Source organism: Gimesia maris, from assembly GCF_008298035.1.
Lineage (GTDB): Bacteria > Planctomycetota > Planctomycetia > Planctomycetales > Planctomycetaceae > Gimesia > Gimesia maris.
This window is the reverse complement of record NZ_CP042910.1, coordinates 3,908,304-3,924,556: the sequence shown is the minus strand read 5'-3', so window position 1 is coordinate 3,924,556 and position 16,253 is coordinate 3,908,304. Positions and strand designations below refer to the sequence as shown.

14 protein-coding genes are annotated in these 16,253 nt (G+C 47.8%); 6 read left to right on the top strand and 8 right to left on the bottom strand.

Translation table 11 applies throughout. The features are described from left to right. Positions 1–64: 64 nt before the first annotated feature. The 4 genes from GmarT_RS14585 to GmarT_RS14570 all read left to right on the top strand — a co-directional run bounded on the left by GmarT_RS14585 (position 65) and on the right by GmarT_RS14570 (position 4,928). Entirely contained in the window at positions 65–499 is a 435-nt protein-coding gene (locus tag GmarT_RS14585) for a CAP domain-containing protein (protein ID WP_149302903.1), read from the top strand. Positions 500–739: 240 nt separating this feature from the next. After that, entirely contained in the window at positions 740–2,662 is a 1,923-nt protein-coding gene (locus GmarT_RS14580; RefSeq protein WP_002649642.1) for a peptide-binding protein, read from the top strand. A gap of 109 nt (positions 2,663–2,771) precedes the next feature. Then, a complete protein-coding gene (locus GmarT_RS14575) occupies positions 2,772–3,758 on the top strand; it encodes an ABC transporter permease (RefSeq protein WP_002649643.1) in 987 nt (328 codons plus the stop codon). A 60-nt stretch (positions 3,759–3,818) separates the two neighbouring features. Then, positions 3,819–4,928, top strand: coding sequence for an ABC transporter permease (locus tag GmarT_RS14570; protein WP_002649644.1), 1,110 nt, complete (start codon positions 3,819–3,821; stop codon positions 4,926–4,928). Between the two features lie 3 nt (positions 4,929–4,931). On the opposite strand, the gene GmarT_RS14565 is transcribed toward GmarT_RS14570, so the two are convergent. The 3 genes from GmarT_RS14565 to GmarT_RS14555 all read right to left on the bottom strand — a co-directional run bounded on the left by GmarT_RS14565 (position 4,932) and on the right by GmarT_RS14555 (position 9,327). Beyond that, positions 4,932–7,250: a transglutaminase TgpA family protein gene (locus tag GmarT_RS14565; protein ID WP_002649645.1), complete on the bottom strand. Its 2,319-nt coding sequence runs from the start codon at positions 7,248–7,250 to the stop codon at positions 4,932–4,934. Positions 7,251–7,282: 32 nt separating this feature from the next. Continuing rightward, complete coding sequence (locus tag GmarT_RS14560) at positions 7,283–8,695, bottom strand: DUF58 domain-containing protein (RefSeq protein ID WP_002649646.1); 1,413 nt, start codon at positions 8,693–8,695, stop codon at positions 7,283–7,285. A gap of 167 nt (positions 8,696–8,862) precedes the next feature. Further along, entirely contained in the window at positions 8,863–9,327 is a 465-nt protein-coding gene (locus GmarT_RS14555) for a peptide chain release factor family protein (RefSeq protein WP_223123515.1), read from the bottom strand. Between the two features lie 405 nt (positions 9,328–9,732). Here GmarT_RS14555 and GmarT_RS14550 point away from each other — a divergent pair, with 405 nt between their 5' ends. Then, positions 9,733–10,254, top strand: a complete 522-nt coding sequence (locus GmarT_RS14550) for a leucine-rich repeat domain-containing protein (RefSeq protein WP_002649648.1) — start codon at positions 9,733–9,735, stop codon at positions 10,252–10,254. 17 nt (positions 10,255–10,271) lie between these two features. Here the strand turns inward: GmarT_RS14550 and GmarT_RS14545 are convergent, their stop codons facing one another. Both GmarT_RS14545 and GmarT_RS14540 read right to left on the bottom strand, forming a co-directional pair. Next, on the bottom strand, positions 10,272–11,657 hold the full coding sequence (locus GmarT_RS14545) for a sulfatase family protein (protein ID WP_002649649.1): 1,386 nt from the start codon (positions 11,655–11,657) through the stop codon (positions 10,272–10,274). A 59-nt stretch (positions 11,658–11,716) separates the two neighbouring features. Continuing rightward, a complete protein-coding gene (locus tag GmarT_RS14540) occupies positions 11,717–12,409 on the bottom strand; it encodes a phospholipase D-like domain-containing protein (protein ID WP_002649650.1) in 693 nt (230 codons plus the stop codon). Between the two features lie 117 nt (positions 12,410–12,526). Between GmarT_RS14540 and GmarT_RS14535 the strand changes: the two genes are divergently transcribed. Further along, positions 12,527–13,426, top strand: a complete 900-nt coding sequence (locus tag GmarT_RS14535) for a TIGR01777 family oxidoreductase (protein ID WP_002649651.1) — start codon at positions 12,527–12,529, stop codon at positions 13,424–13,426. 9 nt (positions 13,427–13,435) lie between these two features. Here GmarT_RS14535 and miaB read toward each other — a convergent pair whose 3' ends face one another. The 3 genes from miaB to efp all read right to left on the bottom strand — a co-directional run bounded on the left by miaB (position 13,436) and on the right by efp (position 16,130). Further along, positions 13,436–14,968 carry a tRNA (N6-isopentenyl adenosine(37)-C2)-methylthiotransferase MiaB gene (gene miaB / locus GmarT_RS14530; protein ID WP_002649652.1) on the bottom strand — a complete coding sequence of 511 codons (1,533 nt, stop codon included), beginning with the start codon at positions 14,966–14,968 and terminating at the stop codon, positions 13,436–13,438. A gap of 90 nt (positions 14,969–15,058) precedes the next feature. Next, on the bottom strand, positions 15,059–15,277 hold the full coding sequence (locus GmarT_RS14525; protein ID WP_002649653.1) for a hypothetical protein: 219 nt from the start codon (positions 15,275–15,277) through the stop codon (positions 15,059–15,061). A 280-nt stretch (positions 15,278–15,557) separates the two neighbouring features. Beyond that, positions 15,558–16,130, bottom strand: coding sequence for an elongation factor P (gene efp / locus GmarT_RS14520; RefSeq protein ID WP_002649654.1), 573 nt, complete (start codon positions 16,128–16,130; stop codon positions 15,558–15,560). Positions 16,131–16,253: the final 123 nt, after the last annotated feature.

Below are 16,253 nucleotides of genomic sequence, written 5' to 3'. Positions count from 1 at the left end.
CGGCAAGGTTTATGCCGGTGAAATATTTTAACATCCTAGGTACGGAAAGATTAGGAAAGTGGTAATGACTATAAAACCATCATGGAAAGTCGTTTTAACTGGTCTGTTTTGTCTGCTGTTCATTCAGCCTGTTTTTTCAGAAGAAGAAAAGAAGGAAGGCGAACACGACTGGTTACTGAAAAACCCCACCATTCAAAAGCTGTTGAAACTGCATAACGCAGAACGCGCACGCAATGGAATGCCAGCCTTGACATTGAACACGAAGATGTGTCTTCAGGCTCAGGAACATGCTAACTGGATGGCTCAGACTGGCTACTATCAGCACAGTAATTTGCCCTGGCCAGAAATTATTTTTCAGGGCCCCACTTCAGCCGCCGCTGCTGTGAATGGCTGGATCGCTTCACCCGCTCATCACTCCATCATGTTGACGGGGACCCAGGCCGGATTCGGGTTCATGGTTTTAAATGGTAACTATTACTGGGTGGGAGTCTTCAAATAAGCACACCCGTGAATAAGCCGATTCAAAAGCAGTCGGCACAGATTTAAAAAAACAAGGCTGATTTTGGTTGACGGTAAGTCTAAATGTAACTTACCTTTAAACCAGAATCAGCCTTGTTCTATATGGATGAGTCTGCCACAATCTACGGATAGCGTCTCACACTCTGGTTCTGGATCAAACAAACCAATTGACCTCCCGTGATTTTTCCGACTTTTCAATGGAGTAATTGAAGGAATATCCATGCATCAATATCCCCGTTTCAACCTGTTCTTCCTGTCCCTCTTCCTGATGTTTGCCCTGACAGGCTGCCCCGGCCCTGCCACTGAGGAGGCCGAAGATACTGAAAAAGAAGCAGAAACGAAAGAAGTTCTATTGGAGCCCTTCGACGCTCCCAAACTTGCTGATTTAGATGCGCAGGTGGAATGGGAAGAACAACCTGTTCTGGACAGTCTGGAGCTTTTACGGGAACGCCAGAGTCAGGAAAAACCGCTGGTGAGTGTGGACGAAGCTCTCAAGCTGAAAAACACCAATCAGGAAATCAATGAAAAAATCCTGAGTGCTCTGGGAAGATTACCCAAAAACGACGAAGAAGTAGACTGGGGGGCAACCATCAATCGACACGTGGGGGCCGACCTGAAAAGTACCAACCCGATTATGGGAAGTTCGGCAGTTGAATTTGAAGTCTCTTCTCTTACGGGTTTTGGTCTATTCAGTTTCGACTGGAATTTCAAACCATTCGCTGTTTCAGACACTGTGGTTTCCTGGCAGTCCAGTAAAGATAAACTTTATGACAAAGTGGTTCTGCGGGATGACCTGACCTGGTCTGACGGCACTCCCATCACTGCACATGATATCGTGTTTACTTTCAAGACGATCATGAACCCGGAGGTACCTGTTCCTGCAGTTCGTTCTGGAACAGACCAGATTCGCTGGATTGAAGCTTATGATGACCAGACACTGGTATTCTTTCACAAAGAGTCTCTTCCGACCAACGTCTGGAATCTGAACTTTCCGATTATCCCCAAACATATCTATGAAAAAGAACTGGAATCAGATCCAACACTACAGGACAGTCCCTACCATGTCAAATTCGAAAATGCACCCGTCACAGGGGGGCCGTATGAAATTGAAAAACGGGAACGGGGACAGGAGATTCTGCTGAAACGCCGCGAAAGCTGGTACATGCAGGATGGCAAGCAGGTCCGCACAAAACCGTACTTTGAAAGGGTGCGTCTGCGCATCATTGAAGATCCCAATACTGCGTTACTTGCCTTGAAGAATGGGAAAATCGACGAGATGGCACTCAATCCCGAGCTGTGGAAAACACAGACCGAGGATGATGATTTCTACAAGACCTGTACCAAAGCGAACGGTCTGGAATGGGTATATTTCTACTTTGGCTGGAACTGTGAAACCCTGTTCTTCAAGGATAAAGAAGTGCGACAGGCAATGTCCTACGCTTTCAATCATAAAGAGATGCTGGATGAACTGTGCTACGGGCTCTATCAGCCTTGTACCGGCATTTATCATGAGACAGCCTGGATGGCCCCTAAACCCATGAGCAAACCTTACACGCAGAATCTGGCGAAAGCAGAGAAACTGCTGGATGACGCCGGCTGGATTGATCACGATGGTGATGGAATTCGCGATAAAGAATTTGATGGCAAGGTCATTCCATTCCGCTTCAGTATCATGACATCCAGCCAGCCTTTGTCCCTCTCGATCTGTACTCTACTGAAAGAGAATCTGGCCCAGATCGGGGTTATCTGTGAAGTGAAACCCACGGAATTCACCGTCATGCAGGAGAAGGCACGAAATCATCAGTTTCAGGCCATGTTCGGAGGGTGGGGAACAGGTACGGATCCGGACACTTCGATCAATCTCTGGAAGACAGAAGCGGCTCGCAATTATGTCAATTACTCCAATCCCGAAGTGGACAAGCTTTTCGAAGAAGGTCGTCGTGAATTCGATGTCGAAAAAAGAGCAAAGATCTACGGCAAAATCCATGAGCTGCTGTATGAGGATCAGCCTTATACCTGGCTCTACTTCCGTAATTCCTTCTATGGCTTCAACAAAGATCTGAGAGGCTATGTATTCAGCCCGCGCGGCCCTTATGGGTATGGGCCGGGCTTTTCCAGTCTCTGGAAACCAGCCGAAAACTAGTCTGTTACTGACTCACCAAACTGATCATCAGGCATTTCTGTTCTCATGCAGAAATGCCTGACGGGTCTCGGGAAGAATGCTGTTACTCATTACGGATTGATTACGAAGCATGTTCAGCTATCTCGTGCGAAGGCTATTCATCGGGTTAATTACCCTGTTATTGATCACCTTCATCATTTTTGGTCTGATCAGAAACATGCCGGGATCTCCGATCTCCGTCAACATGGCGATGATTGACCCGGGAAAAGAATTGAACCCAGCTGATATCGAACGGATGCGTAAAGCTTATGGTCTGGATAAACCCTGGCCTGAAGCCTATGTACTCTGGGTGGGGAATGTCTGCCGACTGGACCTGGGACGTTCTATTTCCCGGAAACAGCCTGTCACCAGGCTGATTTATGAACGCATAGGGCCGACGCTGATTTTATCCATTACATCCCTGTTTCTGACCTATCTGCTGGCAATTCCATTTGGTCTGTATTCCTCAGCACGCCAGGGAAAACTGGATGAGCGTACGATGGGAACGATCCTGTATATGCTCTATTCGTTTCCCAGCTTTGTCGCGGCGTTGTTTTTACAAATCTATTTTGCCAACAAGCTGGGCTGGCTCCCCCTGTATGGCATGAAGAGCGATAACTATAGTTCGATGAGCAGCAGTCAGCAGGTCTGGGATATTTTCCAGCATGCACTGATGCCGGTCATCTGTTATACGTATGGCAGTCTTGCATATTACAGCCGTTTCATCCGAGCGAACATGCACGAAGTACTGCGGCAGGATTATATCCGCACCGCTCGTGCCAAAGGCCTGGGACCGATTAACGTGCTGGTAAAGCATGCCTTTCGAAATACGTTTATCCCCCTGGTCACCTTGATCGGATTAACGTTACCTTCGCTGCTGGGCGGTTCCGTGATCATCGAACGAATCTTCAGCTGGCCTGGCATGGGGCAGCTATATTTCGAGTCGATTCTGGAACGAGACTATCCGACCATCATGGGTTTGACTTTGATGTTTTCGATCCTGACGCTGGCCGGCCAGCTGCTGGCGGACATTTTTTATGCATTAGCAGACCCCCGGGTTAAGATTTCAGATCACTGAAATCCATGCATCTCGAATTCACGTGTTTATTGCAGATCTTTTTTGAATCACTAAGTCACTATGCAAGAACAATCAGAAAACAAGACGGAAACTTCAGCAGAGCTGAAAACCCTTAAAAAGTCCCCCAGCTTCTGGGCAGAAACCTGGCAGCGTTTCAAGGGACGTAAAATGGCAATGATGGCCTTGATCTATATCGGTTTCCTCTGTTTTGTCGCAATCTTTGCTCCCGCGATTGCGGGAACCAAACCGATCATTTGTAAATACAAAGGTCATATCTATTTCCCGGCGCTGGGATACTTCCGGAGGCAGTGGGAAAACCCGGTCTTTTACAAAGACCGCTTTCGTAACCGCTATCCGGAAAATCTCAAACAGAAAGATCCTGACAGCTGGGCGATCTGGCCTCTGGTTTACCAGGACCCTTATCGCCGCGTTTATGACGATGAGTGGAAAGGTCAACCCGGAAATCCGACACAGGATAACGGGGCCCCCAGTCTGCGCAACTGGTTTGGTACAGATCAGCGTGGTGTCGATGTGTTTGCGCAGATGGTACATGGCACCACAATTGCATTGCTGGTGGGCTTTGTTTCGATGGGAATTGCGGGAGTGATTGGGATTCTGGTCGGCGCTTTGGCCGGATTCTATGGCAAATGGATCGATATGGGGCTCAGTCGAATGATTGAAGTCGTGATGTGTATTCCCACTCTGATTTTAATTCTCGCCATCATTGCCATTATTGATTCGCCCACGATCTGGCATATGATGGCGATTATCGGGCTGACCGGCTGGACCGGGATTGCGCGGCTGGCGCGGGCGGAATTCATGAGACTTCGTGAAAGTGACTTTGTGCTTGCTGCCAAAACGACCGGTGTCGGCCAGTTTCGCATTATCTTCCGGTATATTCTTCCCAACTCACTGGCTCCCGTGCTGGTACCGATCACGTTTGGAATTGCAGCTGCGATCCTGATTGAAAGCGGGCTCAGCTTTCTGGGCTTTGGCGCACCACCGCCTAATCCCAGTTGGGGAACTTTGCTGAACCTCGGGCGTCAGAACCTGCAGATGTGGTGGCTGATTTTCTTCCCCGGGATGGCGATCTTCCTGGCAGTCCTGGCTTACAACCTGATAGGAGAAGGCCTGCAGGAAGCATCAGACCCGCGTTTGCGTGACGCCTGATCCTCAGGCTTTCTGATGATCCTCGGTTCTGGTCAGAGCAATCTCAAGTGCTGCGAGCTTCTGCTGCAGTTCTTCTGACTGCTCTGGATTGAGTGGATGATCTCCATAGCGAACCTGGTAAAATAATTGTGTGAACAGATCTGGGGTCTCATTCAGGTGTGCCTGAGTGAGTTCGGTACTCAAATCCGTTTTGACATGATTGGTGAACTCTTTCTGCGTTTCGACAGGATTTCGCACCAGGCCACGGTTTGCCAGCAAAGCCTGGAACTTTTCATAGAATACTACATTTCCCGCACGCAGTTGTCGCGTCTGCTCTCCCTGCCTCTGGAGTAGTTTTCTAAACAGCCGAATGGTTACTGCCAACAGCCACTTTATCCCAAAGAACAGGCCAGCAATGATGAAAACGGCAGCAGCCCCCTCCCAGCTGAACCAGCGTCGCGGGGATGAAAGAAAAGCCCTGATCGACTTAACTATACCAACTACCGTTACACGAAAATCATACAGTCGATTTTTTAATCTCTTACCAGCACGCAGCATCGGATCGTAGAAGGCAGCTTTCTGACGTTGAAACGAGACACCAATGACATAATCATTCCAGAATTGTGTGAGGGCATTGGAGATACTTTTCCAGCTGCCTAATGGAGCCGCGTTCTGCGCAACGCTTTCCGCACGCTGCAGACTGGGTGTGGCGTCCAGAGTCTGCCAGCGGTCGTCAATAAAAGCTTCAACCCAGGAATGGGCATAACGCTGCTGTACTTCAAATTGATTCGAAATATACCCCTCTTCGCCTCCCTTAAAACCGCTGATCACGCGTGTGGGAATGTCGATGGCACGTAACATTAATGACAGGGCAGATGCGTAATATTCACAGTGCCCCGATTTACGGTTAAAGAGAAAATCCTCGACCGGATCGATTTTCGGATCCTGAATTGACATATTCAGCGTGTAACTGAACTCCCCGGAATCCCGAAGATATGATTCAATGAACTTCGCTTTTTCAAGATCGGTCTTCAACTCCGGTTGATCAGCCATCAGTTTCTTAGTAAATGAAATCAGTCGTTTCAGATCCTCTTCCGGTAATTCAAGATAAATTGCTTCATTATCCAACTGATCCATCACGATATTGTCAGACTGTTTTTTCGCAGTAAAGACGTTGTACCTGGTCTCTCCTTCGCCATCAGGAGGTTGTGTCTGACGAATTTCCAGTGTTTCCAGATTTAAACTGTTTTCGGTTTTACTCAACATATCCATACCGACAAAAGGCTGCATGATAAACAGGACTTCGGTACCGATGGAATCCAATACCATTTCCTGTCGATAAAGCTGCCTGGTGTCAAGTTCTTTCGAGTTATAGAGCCTCCAGCGCGACCGGCGTCGTATTTTACTCCAGCTCCCGTTCTTGTAACTTGAAAGTACGGCCCCCCTGAACAGGGGTTCTTCCGTGCCGAATCGCGCTACAAAATCGGAGACGGATACGGGCTCATCGGTTTCGTTGTCGTAAATGGAAAGTTGCAGTACGCGTTCCGTGCTTTCCAGAATTTCTCCCATTTCTCCCAGTTGGACTTTTTCTGTAAATCCAACCATCGGTTTTTCACTCGCGGCCAGGGATTCATTATCAAAGATTGAGCGGTTCACCCATAAGCGGGGAATCAATAAAAAGAAACACATGGAAATCAGCAAGGCACTGGCAAAATATCCAAAACAGACCCCAATAAATTCTATGGACAGCCATTGCCTGGAAAGATCTGTTTGAATACCACCGCGAACATAACTCTTCTGATTAAAAGGTGAATACCCGGGATCTTGCCTGACAGTTCCGGATTTCGGAAACGGGGATGACGAATCATATTGCAGAAAGGAATTGCGTGTCCGTTGCAACGAGAAGACGGAAAGCGTCCAGATCGACAGGAACAGGTAAATCACAAGCAAGAAACCATAGTAACCAGATTCGGTCAACACGGCTCCCACAGCAATCTGCAGAAAACCCAGCGCGCATAACCACCAGTACTGAGTATCACTTTTTTTCTGCAGGAGAATGATCCAGGTCAGATAAACCAGAAAATGTGCTCCAGAGAGTAACCGGCTTTCGATATCGGAAGTAAATTCCGCACACACAACCAGAAATGCCAGAAGCCCCAGAATATTTGCCCAGAGGGGGCTGAGACTGAATTTTTCCCAGCGGTCTGTAAAAAAAAGAGTGATCAGACCGAGAGGAATTGTTATCAGCTGTGGAAACACTCCCCCCTCTGCCATCATAAACATGATGCTGGATAAAGAAACAAGCAGGTATATGCTGATCTGAAATGTGAGAGTTAAATTCACCTGTCAGGCTCTCAAAAATAATGTGGTTACTATCAGTCCGATTCCAGTACCAGCCAGCGACTGAGAATTTCCGGATCGGCCTCAATCGTTTTGCAGGAACCGGCGATCTCTTTTCCGCGGGACCCCAGCAGAGAACTGAAACTGAATCGATTTGAAGAACTTTCTTCTTCCCGTGTTGTAACGAGAACTGTTCGTGTACGCGCCGAGGCCGTTTCGGAGACAATTTTGGCAAATTCCCCTAACGCGGATTGTTTACCCGGATCCAGCGTCGCCAGAAAATCCAGCAGATATTCCAGCCCCTGTGAACCAATGCCGACTTCTAATACTTCCAAAGTCGCTGCCTGTGAAACAAGTGTTAATTTAGTATCACGGCTGTTCTTGAGATGCTCCCGACACAATGTCCCAACAAACGAGATGGCCCACTCCACACGTTCCCGCTGCATTTGGTTTGCATTTCCCGGCTGCCACAAATCCAGGCCAATCACCAGATCATAGTTTCGAGTCTGATGATATTCCTGAACCATCAGTTCTCCCTGTCGCGCAGAACTGCGCCAGTGGATCGCACGTTGACTGTCGCCTGTTCGATACTCGCGAATATGATTAAATTCGTCATCAAATACACCACGACGACTGCGGTTCTGTTGGGCCATCTCTGCGATGGAAAAAAAATCTTCCGCCCAGTGTGAACTTAAACGACCAATCTGTGGGTGTACTATAATTTCATTTTGTTCGTGAAAAATGGCCCCGCGTTTGACCAGCCCCAGTGGATAACGCGTTGAAACGTGAAGTGGTCCAAACTGATAAATACCCCGATGCATTAATTTGACATAATAATGCGCAGAGAGTTTCTGCCGCGGTCCGACCCGTCGAAACACGACTGAGGCTTCCAGATTCTCATTCTGATTTTTAAACGTGTCGTTGACCTCCATCAGGTAGGCTGCGATGACCCGTTTATTGTTCTCCATCAGAATCTCTGCAGTAAACGTTTCTCCTACCATTACGCGTTGAGGAATAATCCGTTTCAACTGGATGTTCTTCAGCATGCTGTATGTAATCCAACCATTCAACACAAAAGGGCCGGTCATCATGGCGAACACCAGCATCAGCATATTTTCACGAGACAGAACCGAACCGATAAACAGCACGGTCATCATCAAAAGATAGACAACACCATCGCGGGGCAGTGAAACTCGATTTCTCCCGATCCGTTTTACCTGAAAACGTTCTAAATCCGGGAAGAAGACCAGCAAGATGTTAGCCAGGCCCCACAAGAATAATCCAGCGCTGGCAAATCTCAGGATCAGGGGGAGATTGTGGTGTATTTCTTTCAGAGTCAGCGGGAACTGGAAGGTGTAAGTAAAGATGAAGATGCCCACCAGCATTAAGATCAGCCAGGGGCGCCACTCACTTCTTTTGTGCCAGAACTCAAGCAGGTTATTTATCATGTATGGTCAATACTGTGGAATACCCTGGAAGACTGTAGATTCACAAGAAAGTACCTTCCTCTTGATTCATTTATTCTAGCAGCAACCGGAGAAAGATCTACGCTGAATTCAAGCGAGTTCAAGAAGGTTTCGATTCCTGTCAGTCCTGATTTGCACTACTGAAGAAATTATTTCAGAAGATGCAGGCCCGCTTCGAGTCGACGTTGATTGACTGCTGCAAATGCTCGAGGTTCTTTCTTTAAAAACTTGATTAACTGGGATGATGAACATTTCAGAAACTCACTCGCGGCTTTCACATCGAATTCAAAGCAGGTAATTGTATCGAGTGCCTCAGCAAGCAGCGCCGGAAACTCATCATGCTCTGAATTGACTTTCAGAGTTCCCTTCATGATTCTGCGTTGCCAGAGTAAAGAAGGAGCATCCGATATTTCTGAGATGCGATAGCCTAACGCCAGATTTACACGCAAGCGAAACAGGGCCATTGAGCGGTTACGCCCCTGTTGACGTCTTTCAGACGCTTCCCCGGTAAAGTTTGTAGGGATATGTTTGATGACCACGCCGGTTTCGACTTTATTGCGATGCTGGCCTCCCGGGCCAGACCTCCTGACCTGCTCAATCTGGCAATTTTTCAATAATAAATCCAGATTACAACACGCGGGATGGGTTCTTCCAGAAAGTTCGCGTTCCGAGTCAATTGCCGCCATCATAGGTCACACTCACTTGAATTCGTAATGAAATAACGTCGAATTGAAATTCAGACCGTCATTCGTTTTTTACAGTTTGTTTTAGTTCATAAAAGAAAGAGGGAGTTGTTTCAGCGTGCTTCACAGATCAGCAGTCAAGGATTATGATGCACGAGTGATCTGTTATTATAGGCTGCTTTATATTGATTTCGCCAGCCTGTCATCAGGTATATATTATTTCGACTCTCAGGTCTGTCTGATTGAAATCAGGGAAATGTGGTTGTTATGCCCGGGTATCATGAAACCGGCCCTTTTTCACTCTGAGAGCCTGACCTTTGATCATCAGGAATCAGCATGCGAGCCAATCTCAAAATGTCAAAATCAAACCGCTGGCTGAGGGGACTTCTGTTAAGCGTTTGTGTTCTGATTGCGGGTTGTGGTAGAGCACATGATCCGAACAGTAAAGAAGCCACCGAATATGTGCTCAAACTGGGCGGAACCGTGATTCCGGTACACAGTGAGCTTCCGATCGATACCGCAGCTAAAATTCCCGAGGGAAATTTTGCGATCCGTGAGATTGACCTGACCAATGCAAAATTTAAAAATATTGATCTGGTTAAGCTGTCTAATCTACCTTATCTCGAATCATTGAATCTGCATCGAACGAATCTGACCGATAAAGGACTGTCATTAATCACGGATTTACCGAAACTGCAATCTCTGGAAATCGCCTATACGCGCGTCACCGACGCAGAGATCAGTAAGTTGACACGGTTCCCGCGCCTGCGGAAAATCTTTCTGTATGGAACCCCGGCAAAGCCTCAGACGCTTGAAGATCTGAAATCAAATCTAAAGGGTTGTATCATCTATAAATGACCGTGAAGGGGGAGTTCTTAATCTTTTGAGTATGGCGAAAGCGGTTTTTGCCAGGGGACACTCCCATACCGCTGAATCTCTGCTCTTAACAATCCTGAGAGCTGATTAAATTTTTGGCGATTGCTCTCAGCCAGATTTTTCTGTTCGAGAGGATCTGTCTGCAGGTCATAGAGTTCCAGTGGCTTAAACGGGCTGTTCTGGAGAAGTTTCCATTGTCCGCTGCGGACTGCTTCGATCGTTTTTCCTCCGTAACGATTTCCCCCCTCACGACGTCGAAAGAACCAGTGAGCGCGTAAAGGTTTCTGCTGTCTGCCTTGCAGGGTTGGCAGAAAACTGACGGCATCTAATCCACTGGGAACCTTGATTCCACCTGCTTCACAAACCGTGGGAAATATATCCATACTCATTGCCATGAAATCCGTTTCGGTATGCGGGGCGATATGCTTTTTCCAGACCACTCCCGTGGGAACTTTTAACCCACCTTCGTACATACTCTGTTTGCCATCACGCAGGGCTCCGTTATTGGCTCCTACACCTAACTGTCCTCCGTTATCCGAACTGAAGACGATTAAAGTGTTGTCACTCAATTTTGTTTCATCAAGTGTCTGAATCACTTTGCCGATTCCTGCATCCAGGTGTTCGATCAATGCCACCAGCCTGGCCCGGTCGGGATCGATACCGGTTTCACGCTGTTTCACTTTTCCCAGCCAGTCCTCTGGAGGCTGAATGGGAGTATGTGGAGCGTTATACGCCAGGTATAGAAAGAAGGGGCTTTCGGAGGTCGCCTGCTGCTTTAAGTACTCACACGTCCAGTCGGTAAACAGATCAGTCGCATGGCCCTGGGGATCAACGGTTTTCTGATTCCGCCGCATGTAGTTCACACCGTGCCTGCGATGGAGATAGTAATCGTCCATCATATCTCCCAAAAAGCCACGAAAGAGATCAAATCCCCGTTCGTTGGGTGTATTCGGTGATTCCAGACCCAGGTGCCATTTGCCTATGATTGCCGTCTGATATCCGGCACTGTGAAATACATCAGCCAGCGTAACCGCAGATGGTTTGAGATAACCCCAACTGTTTTCGGGATGAGTACGAATCACTCCCGGAACCCCGACCATATCCTGGTAGTGACCAGTTAATAAAGCGGCCCGTGTGGGTGAGCAAACAGGACAGTTTGCGTAGAAATTACTAAACTTCATACCCCGGTTTAACAACTCGTCAATATGAGGTGACTTTAAATCGGTGGCACCATAACTGCTTAAATCTCCATATCCCAGATCATCCACCAGTATCACCAGAACATTCGGGCGAGTCTGTTGCGCAGTCGTTGCCTGTGCAAACGGTTGCCAAAACAGTGTCAGCAGAATGAATAAAGAGGCTCTCAACAGGTTCGTTTTTTTCATCGTCAGCACTACTTTCTGATTGAGTGGAACCAGGGATTCGATCTTTAACTTAGCCGATATTATACGAGGAAGTCATTCCAGAGTTTTTCAAATTCGGACTCAAAACGTACCAGCAGTCCGGGATCATTGGTGATCACCAGATTTTCAGAATTATTAAAAGAAGCACTGCGCGTCCAGTTGTAACTGCCCGTTAAGACAAACTCGGAATCAAACAGGGCAAATTTATGATGCATATGAAATTCGCTCTGGTCAATTCGGACCGGAATGCCCGACTCCCCCAGGCGCTCAATGTCGGAGCCTCGATCGAATGACTTATCATTATCAGTAATAATTCTGACTCGAACCTGCCGTGCATGAGCGTCGAGAATTGCTTCTGTAACGCGATCATCGGTGATGGTAAATACACAGATATCAATATTTTTTCTGGCGGAAGAGATCATACGGCAGATTCGATGCGAGCAATCATCATGCGGACTGAATAACGCTTCCGAGCTGAGGGTCGCTTCCCTGGTATTGGTATTCGCCAGGATTTTCATCAGATCTTCCAGCCAGGAAAGTGCATCTGTATCGGAAGCGTCAGCTGGTTTATTTTCGCGAAATATCTGGAACGCTTCATTGCGAATTAAGGAGAGATTATGATCTGTCAGGGTGATATGAGAAAAAATCTGATTTAACGCAGAACGTTCACTGCGTGTCATCTGAAAATCTTCAAACGTCTGCAGTAACATATTTCGAATTTGTAAGCGATCCATATCAGACAGTTGCCTATAATGATTATTAAAGATAGACGAGACGACAGATTGTGATCATGTAAGAAGTCTGCTTTAATTTATACTAACGTGAACCCTCACCATGGAAAAGACACTCGAATGAAACTGTTGATTTCAGGCAGCTCCGGACTCGTTGGTTCCCACTTATGCCAGAAACTGGACGCTGATCCAGCTTATGAAACTGTGCGACTGGTTCGAAAGCAGTCTGCAGAAAAGCAGGGTACGACCGTCTTGTGGCAGCCCGGCAGTGACTGCATGGACTTGAGTCTCTTTGCAGGCATTGATGCTGTCATACATCTGGGCGGCGTAAATATTGCTGATAAACGCTGGTCACCTGAGATCAAACAGAAAATCTACAACAGTCGTGTGCAGTCAACCAGTCTGCTGGCAAATTCCATGGCCCAACTGGAGCAGCCTCCTGCGACTTTTATCTGTGCCTCCGCGATCGGTTACTATGGGGATCGCGGTGATGAGCGGCTCGATGAAAACAGTCCTCGTGGAACAGGTTTTCTGCCCGATGTCTGTGAAGGGTGGGAAACAGCAACTCAACCAGCCAGAGATGCGGGCGTCCGTGTCGTCAATACGCGGTTTGGGATGATTCTCGATAAGCAGGGAGGGGCACTGGGGCAAATGCTGACACCGTTCAAATTCGGCGTCGGTGGAAAACTGGGAAGCGGCTCACAGTACTGGAGCTGGATTGCATTACCGGATGTCGTAAATGCGATTCTGTTCTGTCTGCAGCATTCTGAAATACAGGGGCCTGTTAATTTTGTTGCCCCCGATGAAGTCACAAATCTGGAATTCACCAAAACCCTGGGAAAGGTCCTTGCGCGACCTACGTGCCTGCCGGTTCCTGCCTGGGCTATTAATACGATCTTTGGCGAAATGGGACAGGCGCTGATGTTGTGCAGTGCACGGGTGACACCCCAGAAGCTGCAGGCAGCGGGATACGAATTCGCGTACCCCAAGCTCGAGGAGGCATTTCGAGGCCTGTTATAATCGGCCGCGTTACTGCAGAATCGGGAGTGACGAACCAGGATTGTGTTGAAACTCTTTCGTGACAATTCCGCCAATCAGCGTCGTCGGGGTCACATCGAAGATTTCGACCGTCGCCAGTGAGCCTGCTAATCGCGGGTTTCCATCAAAGACCACAATGCGATCGCAGTTGGAACGACCAACCAACTGCTCTGCCAGAGATTCCTCAATTGCCTTCTGAGCTGACTTACTGGGGCCTTCGACCAGAACTTCTACCTGTTTGCCTATGAACTCCGCATTGTCTTCTTCACTGATCTGGTTCTGCACAGCCAGCATTTCATTGTTGCGTCGTTTTTTGACTGCATCTGGAATTTCATCTTTAAAACGCTCTGCGGCTTTGGTACCGGGACGTTCGCTGTATTTGAAAATGAAACTGTTTTTGAATCGAAACTCGCGAATTGATTCCAGACTGAGTTGATGCGATTCTTCGGTTTCACCGGGGTGACCGACGATAAAGTCGCTCGACACAGAGCAACCGGGGAGAATCTCATTCACGCGCTGCATCATCTCCCGATAATCTTCAACGGTATACCCCCGTTTCATCACTTTCAGAACATCATTACAACCGTGCTGAAGCGGAACATGCAGATAACGGGTTGCTTTCGGCAGATCCCGAATCGCCTCCAGTAAGTCAGTGGTCATGTCTTTGGGATAGCTGGTGACAAACTTGATCCGGCTGATCCCTTCCACATCGTGGATCAGGTAAAGCAGATCGGAGAGGCGAAACAGCTTACCGTCCTGGGTGTGTTTGTAACTGTTGACGGTCTGCCCCAGTAGTGTGACTTCTTTGACGCCCTGATCGGCAAGCACTTTGACTTCTGAAAGGATCTCACGGGGAGAACGGCTCTGCTCGGGACCGCGGGTCGAAGGCACAACGCAGTAAGAACAGAACTTATCACAGCCAATCATGATCCGTACGAATGCCTGGTAAGGAGAGGGACGCATTTCCGGATCGCGCAGTGGATCATAACTCTGAAAACTGTTGGTAATCTCCGCGAGCTTACCATCCTTGCGGCCCAGGCCGACTGCCAGTTCACGACTGCGCACATTCTGACTGTGATTGACACGTGCTTTATCAATAAGGCTGGCAACTTGCGCCAACTGCCCGGTTCCCACAACGAAATCGACCTGGGGGGCTTTTTGAAAAATCAGCTTCTGATCTTTCTGAGCCATGCAACCCATGACCCCGATCACTTTTTTGGGATTTTTCCGGGCACCGTAACGGAGTCTGCCTAGAGAACTGTAAATCTTGTGTTCCGCATGCTCCCGGACACTACAGGTATTGAACAGAATGGTTTCCGCTTCTTTCACATTCTGAGTCAGTTCATAGCCACGTTTCCGTAGATCGGCTACGACGAGTTCGCTATCCAGCATATTCATCTGGCAGCCAACCGTTTCGATATATAGTTTATGGTTGTGATCTGTCACCACATCTGGCTGGCATTCGGCAGTTTCAACCGACGTGTGTTCGGAATTGGATTCACTGGTTTGATCAACGTGAGACATGGACTGCTTTTACTACTGGTTAAATTTATGGGTCGACGTTCGTGCCGTAAACGAAATTACTGGCGTGTACTGAATCAGCGACGCCAGTATTCAAGCTGCGGAAGCTTTTTGATCTGCAGAGTTCCGTTCCATCTGCTGCTCGGTAGGATTGTTCTCGGCCGCATGATTCCCTGGTGGGGAGATTTCCTGGGTATATTCAAGTGCCAGTTGCTGGACAACGACTTTCTTATGATGCGTCATCAGGGAAGCCAACGACTTCAAAGCCAAAAGTGATGCGACGACATACAAAATCAGATTCCAGACATCCATGTCAATCCTCCTTGAGATCCATGGTGGCGTTCAGTGCGAATTCCTTGAGACTCTACTCATCACTCCCTTAAACTCTTCGCTCAGTTACTGATACGAAGATGATTCAGCTATTTTTGGCGACGCCAGTGAATAATTCAATATCATTTATGCCTGATTCATGAAACCTGCGCAAAAGAATCATAAAATCTAAGCATTTGGAGCCTGTTTGGGGGCTCTTATTCGTTCTCAAGGCAAAAATCAGGCAGAAAACTCTGAATTCACCCTGAGACCTGATCTATTTTCAGTCGCGAATTCGTTCAATATAAGAACCGGTTGCCGTATCCACTTTGATTTTTTCGCCCACATTGATGAAAGCGGGAACCTGAACCGTTGCGCCGGTTTCAATTGTGGCCGGTTTGGTCACATTGGTGGCCGTATTTCCTTTGGCTGCGGGTTCGGTATAAGTGACTTCCACTACGACCTGCTGAGGAGGATCCATACCGATCAGCTGATCATTCCAGAACAGCAGATTACAGATAGCACCGTCCAGCAGATAATCCGCTGCATCTCCACAAACCGATTCGTCAATGGTGTACTGCTCATAGGATTCATTATCCATGAAGTGCAGACCTGTCGCATCTTTGTACATGTATTGGCCGTCACCTTTACGAATATCGGCCTGTTCCAGACTTTCACCGCCACTTTTATAGGTGCGGTCAAGGATCGTCCCTTTGAGCAGATTCCGTAATTTCGTGCGGTACAAAGCCTGGCCTTTGCCCGGTTTGACAAAGTTGACTTCAATCATTTCATAAGGATCACCGTCGACGATCACTTTGACACCCTTGCGAAAATCGCCTGTACTGATTTGTGGCATCGCTTAATTTCTCTGACAATAAAAGTGTGGGGAAAAGGTCATTTGAGTTTTGTTTCCAAGGGCGAGAGAATAACATATCTTCGAACCGTTGCAAACGGAGAGCAACCGAAATGTCATTCAATT

Bases quoted from the DNA above. Each gene is read 5' to 3' on its own strand.
- GmarT_RS14585 (WP_149302903.1), top strand. From the start codon at position 65: ATGACTATAAAACCATCATGGAAAGTCGTTTTAACTGGTCTGTTTTGT.
- GmarT_RS14580 (WP_002649642.1), top strand. From the start codon at position 740: ATGCATCAATATCCCCGTTTCAACCTGTTCTTCCTGTCCCTCTTCCTG.
- GmarT_RS14575 (WP_002649643.1), top strand. From the start codon at position 2,772: ATGTTCAGCTATCTCGTGCGAAGGCTATTCATCGGGTTAATTACCCTG.
- GmarT_RS14570 (WP_002649644.1), top strand. From the start codon at position 3,819: ATGCAAGAACAATCAGAAAACAAGACGGAAACTTCAGCAGAGCTGAAA.
- GmarT_RS14560 (WP_002649646.1), bottom strand. From the start codon at position 8,695: ATGATAAATAACCTGCTTGAGTTCTGGCACAAAAGAAGTGAGTGGCGC.
- GmarT_RS14550 (WP_002649648.1), top strand. From the start codon at position 9,733: ATGCGAGCCAATCTCAAAATGTCAAAATCAAACCGCTGGCTGAGGGGA.
- GmarT_RS14545 (WP_002649649.1), bottom strand. From the start codon at position 11,657: ATGAAAAAAACGAACCTGTTGAGAGCCTCTTTATTCATTCTGCTGACA.
- GmarT_RS14540 (WP_002649650.1), bottom strand. From the start codon at position 12,409: ATGGATCGCTTACAAATTCGAAATATGTTACTGCAGACGTTTGAAGAT.
- GmarT_RS14535 (WP_002649651.1), top strand. From the start codon at position 12,527: ATGAAACTGTTGATTTCAGGCAGCTCCGGACTCGTTGGTTCCCACTTA.
- miaB (WP_002649652.1), bottom strand. From the start codon at position 14,968: ATGTCTCACGTTGATCAAACCAGTGAATCCAATTCCGAACACACGTCG.
- GmarT_RS14525 (WP_002649653.1), bottom strand. From the start codon at position 15,277: ATGGATGTCTGGAATCTGATTTTGTATGTCGTCGCATCACTTTTGGCT.
- efp (WP_002649654.1), bottom strand. From the start codon at position 16,130: ATGCCACAAATCAGTACAGGCGATTTTCGCAAGGGTGTCAAAGTGATC.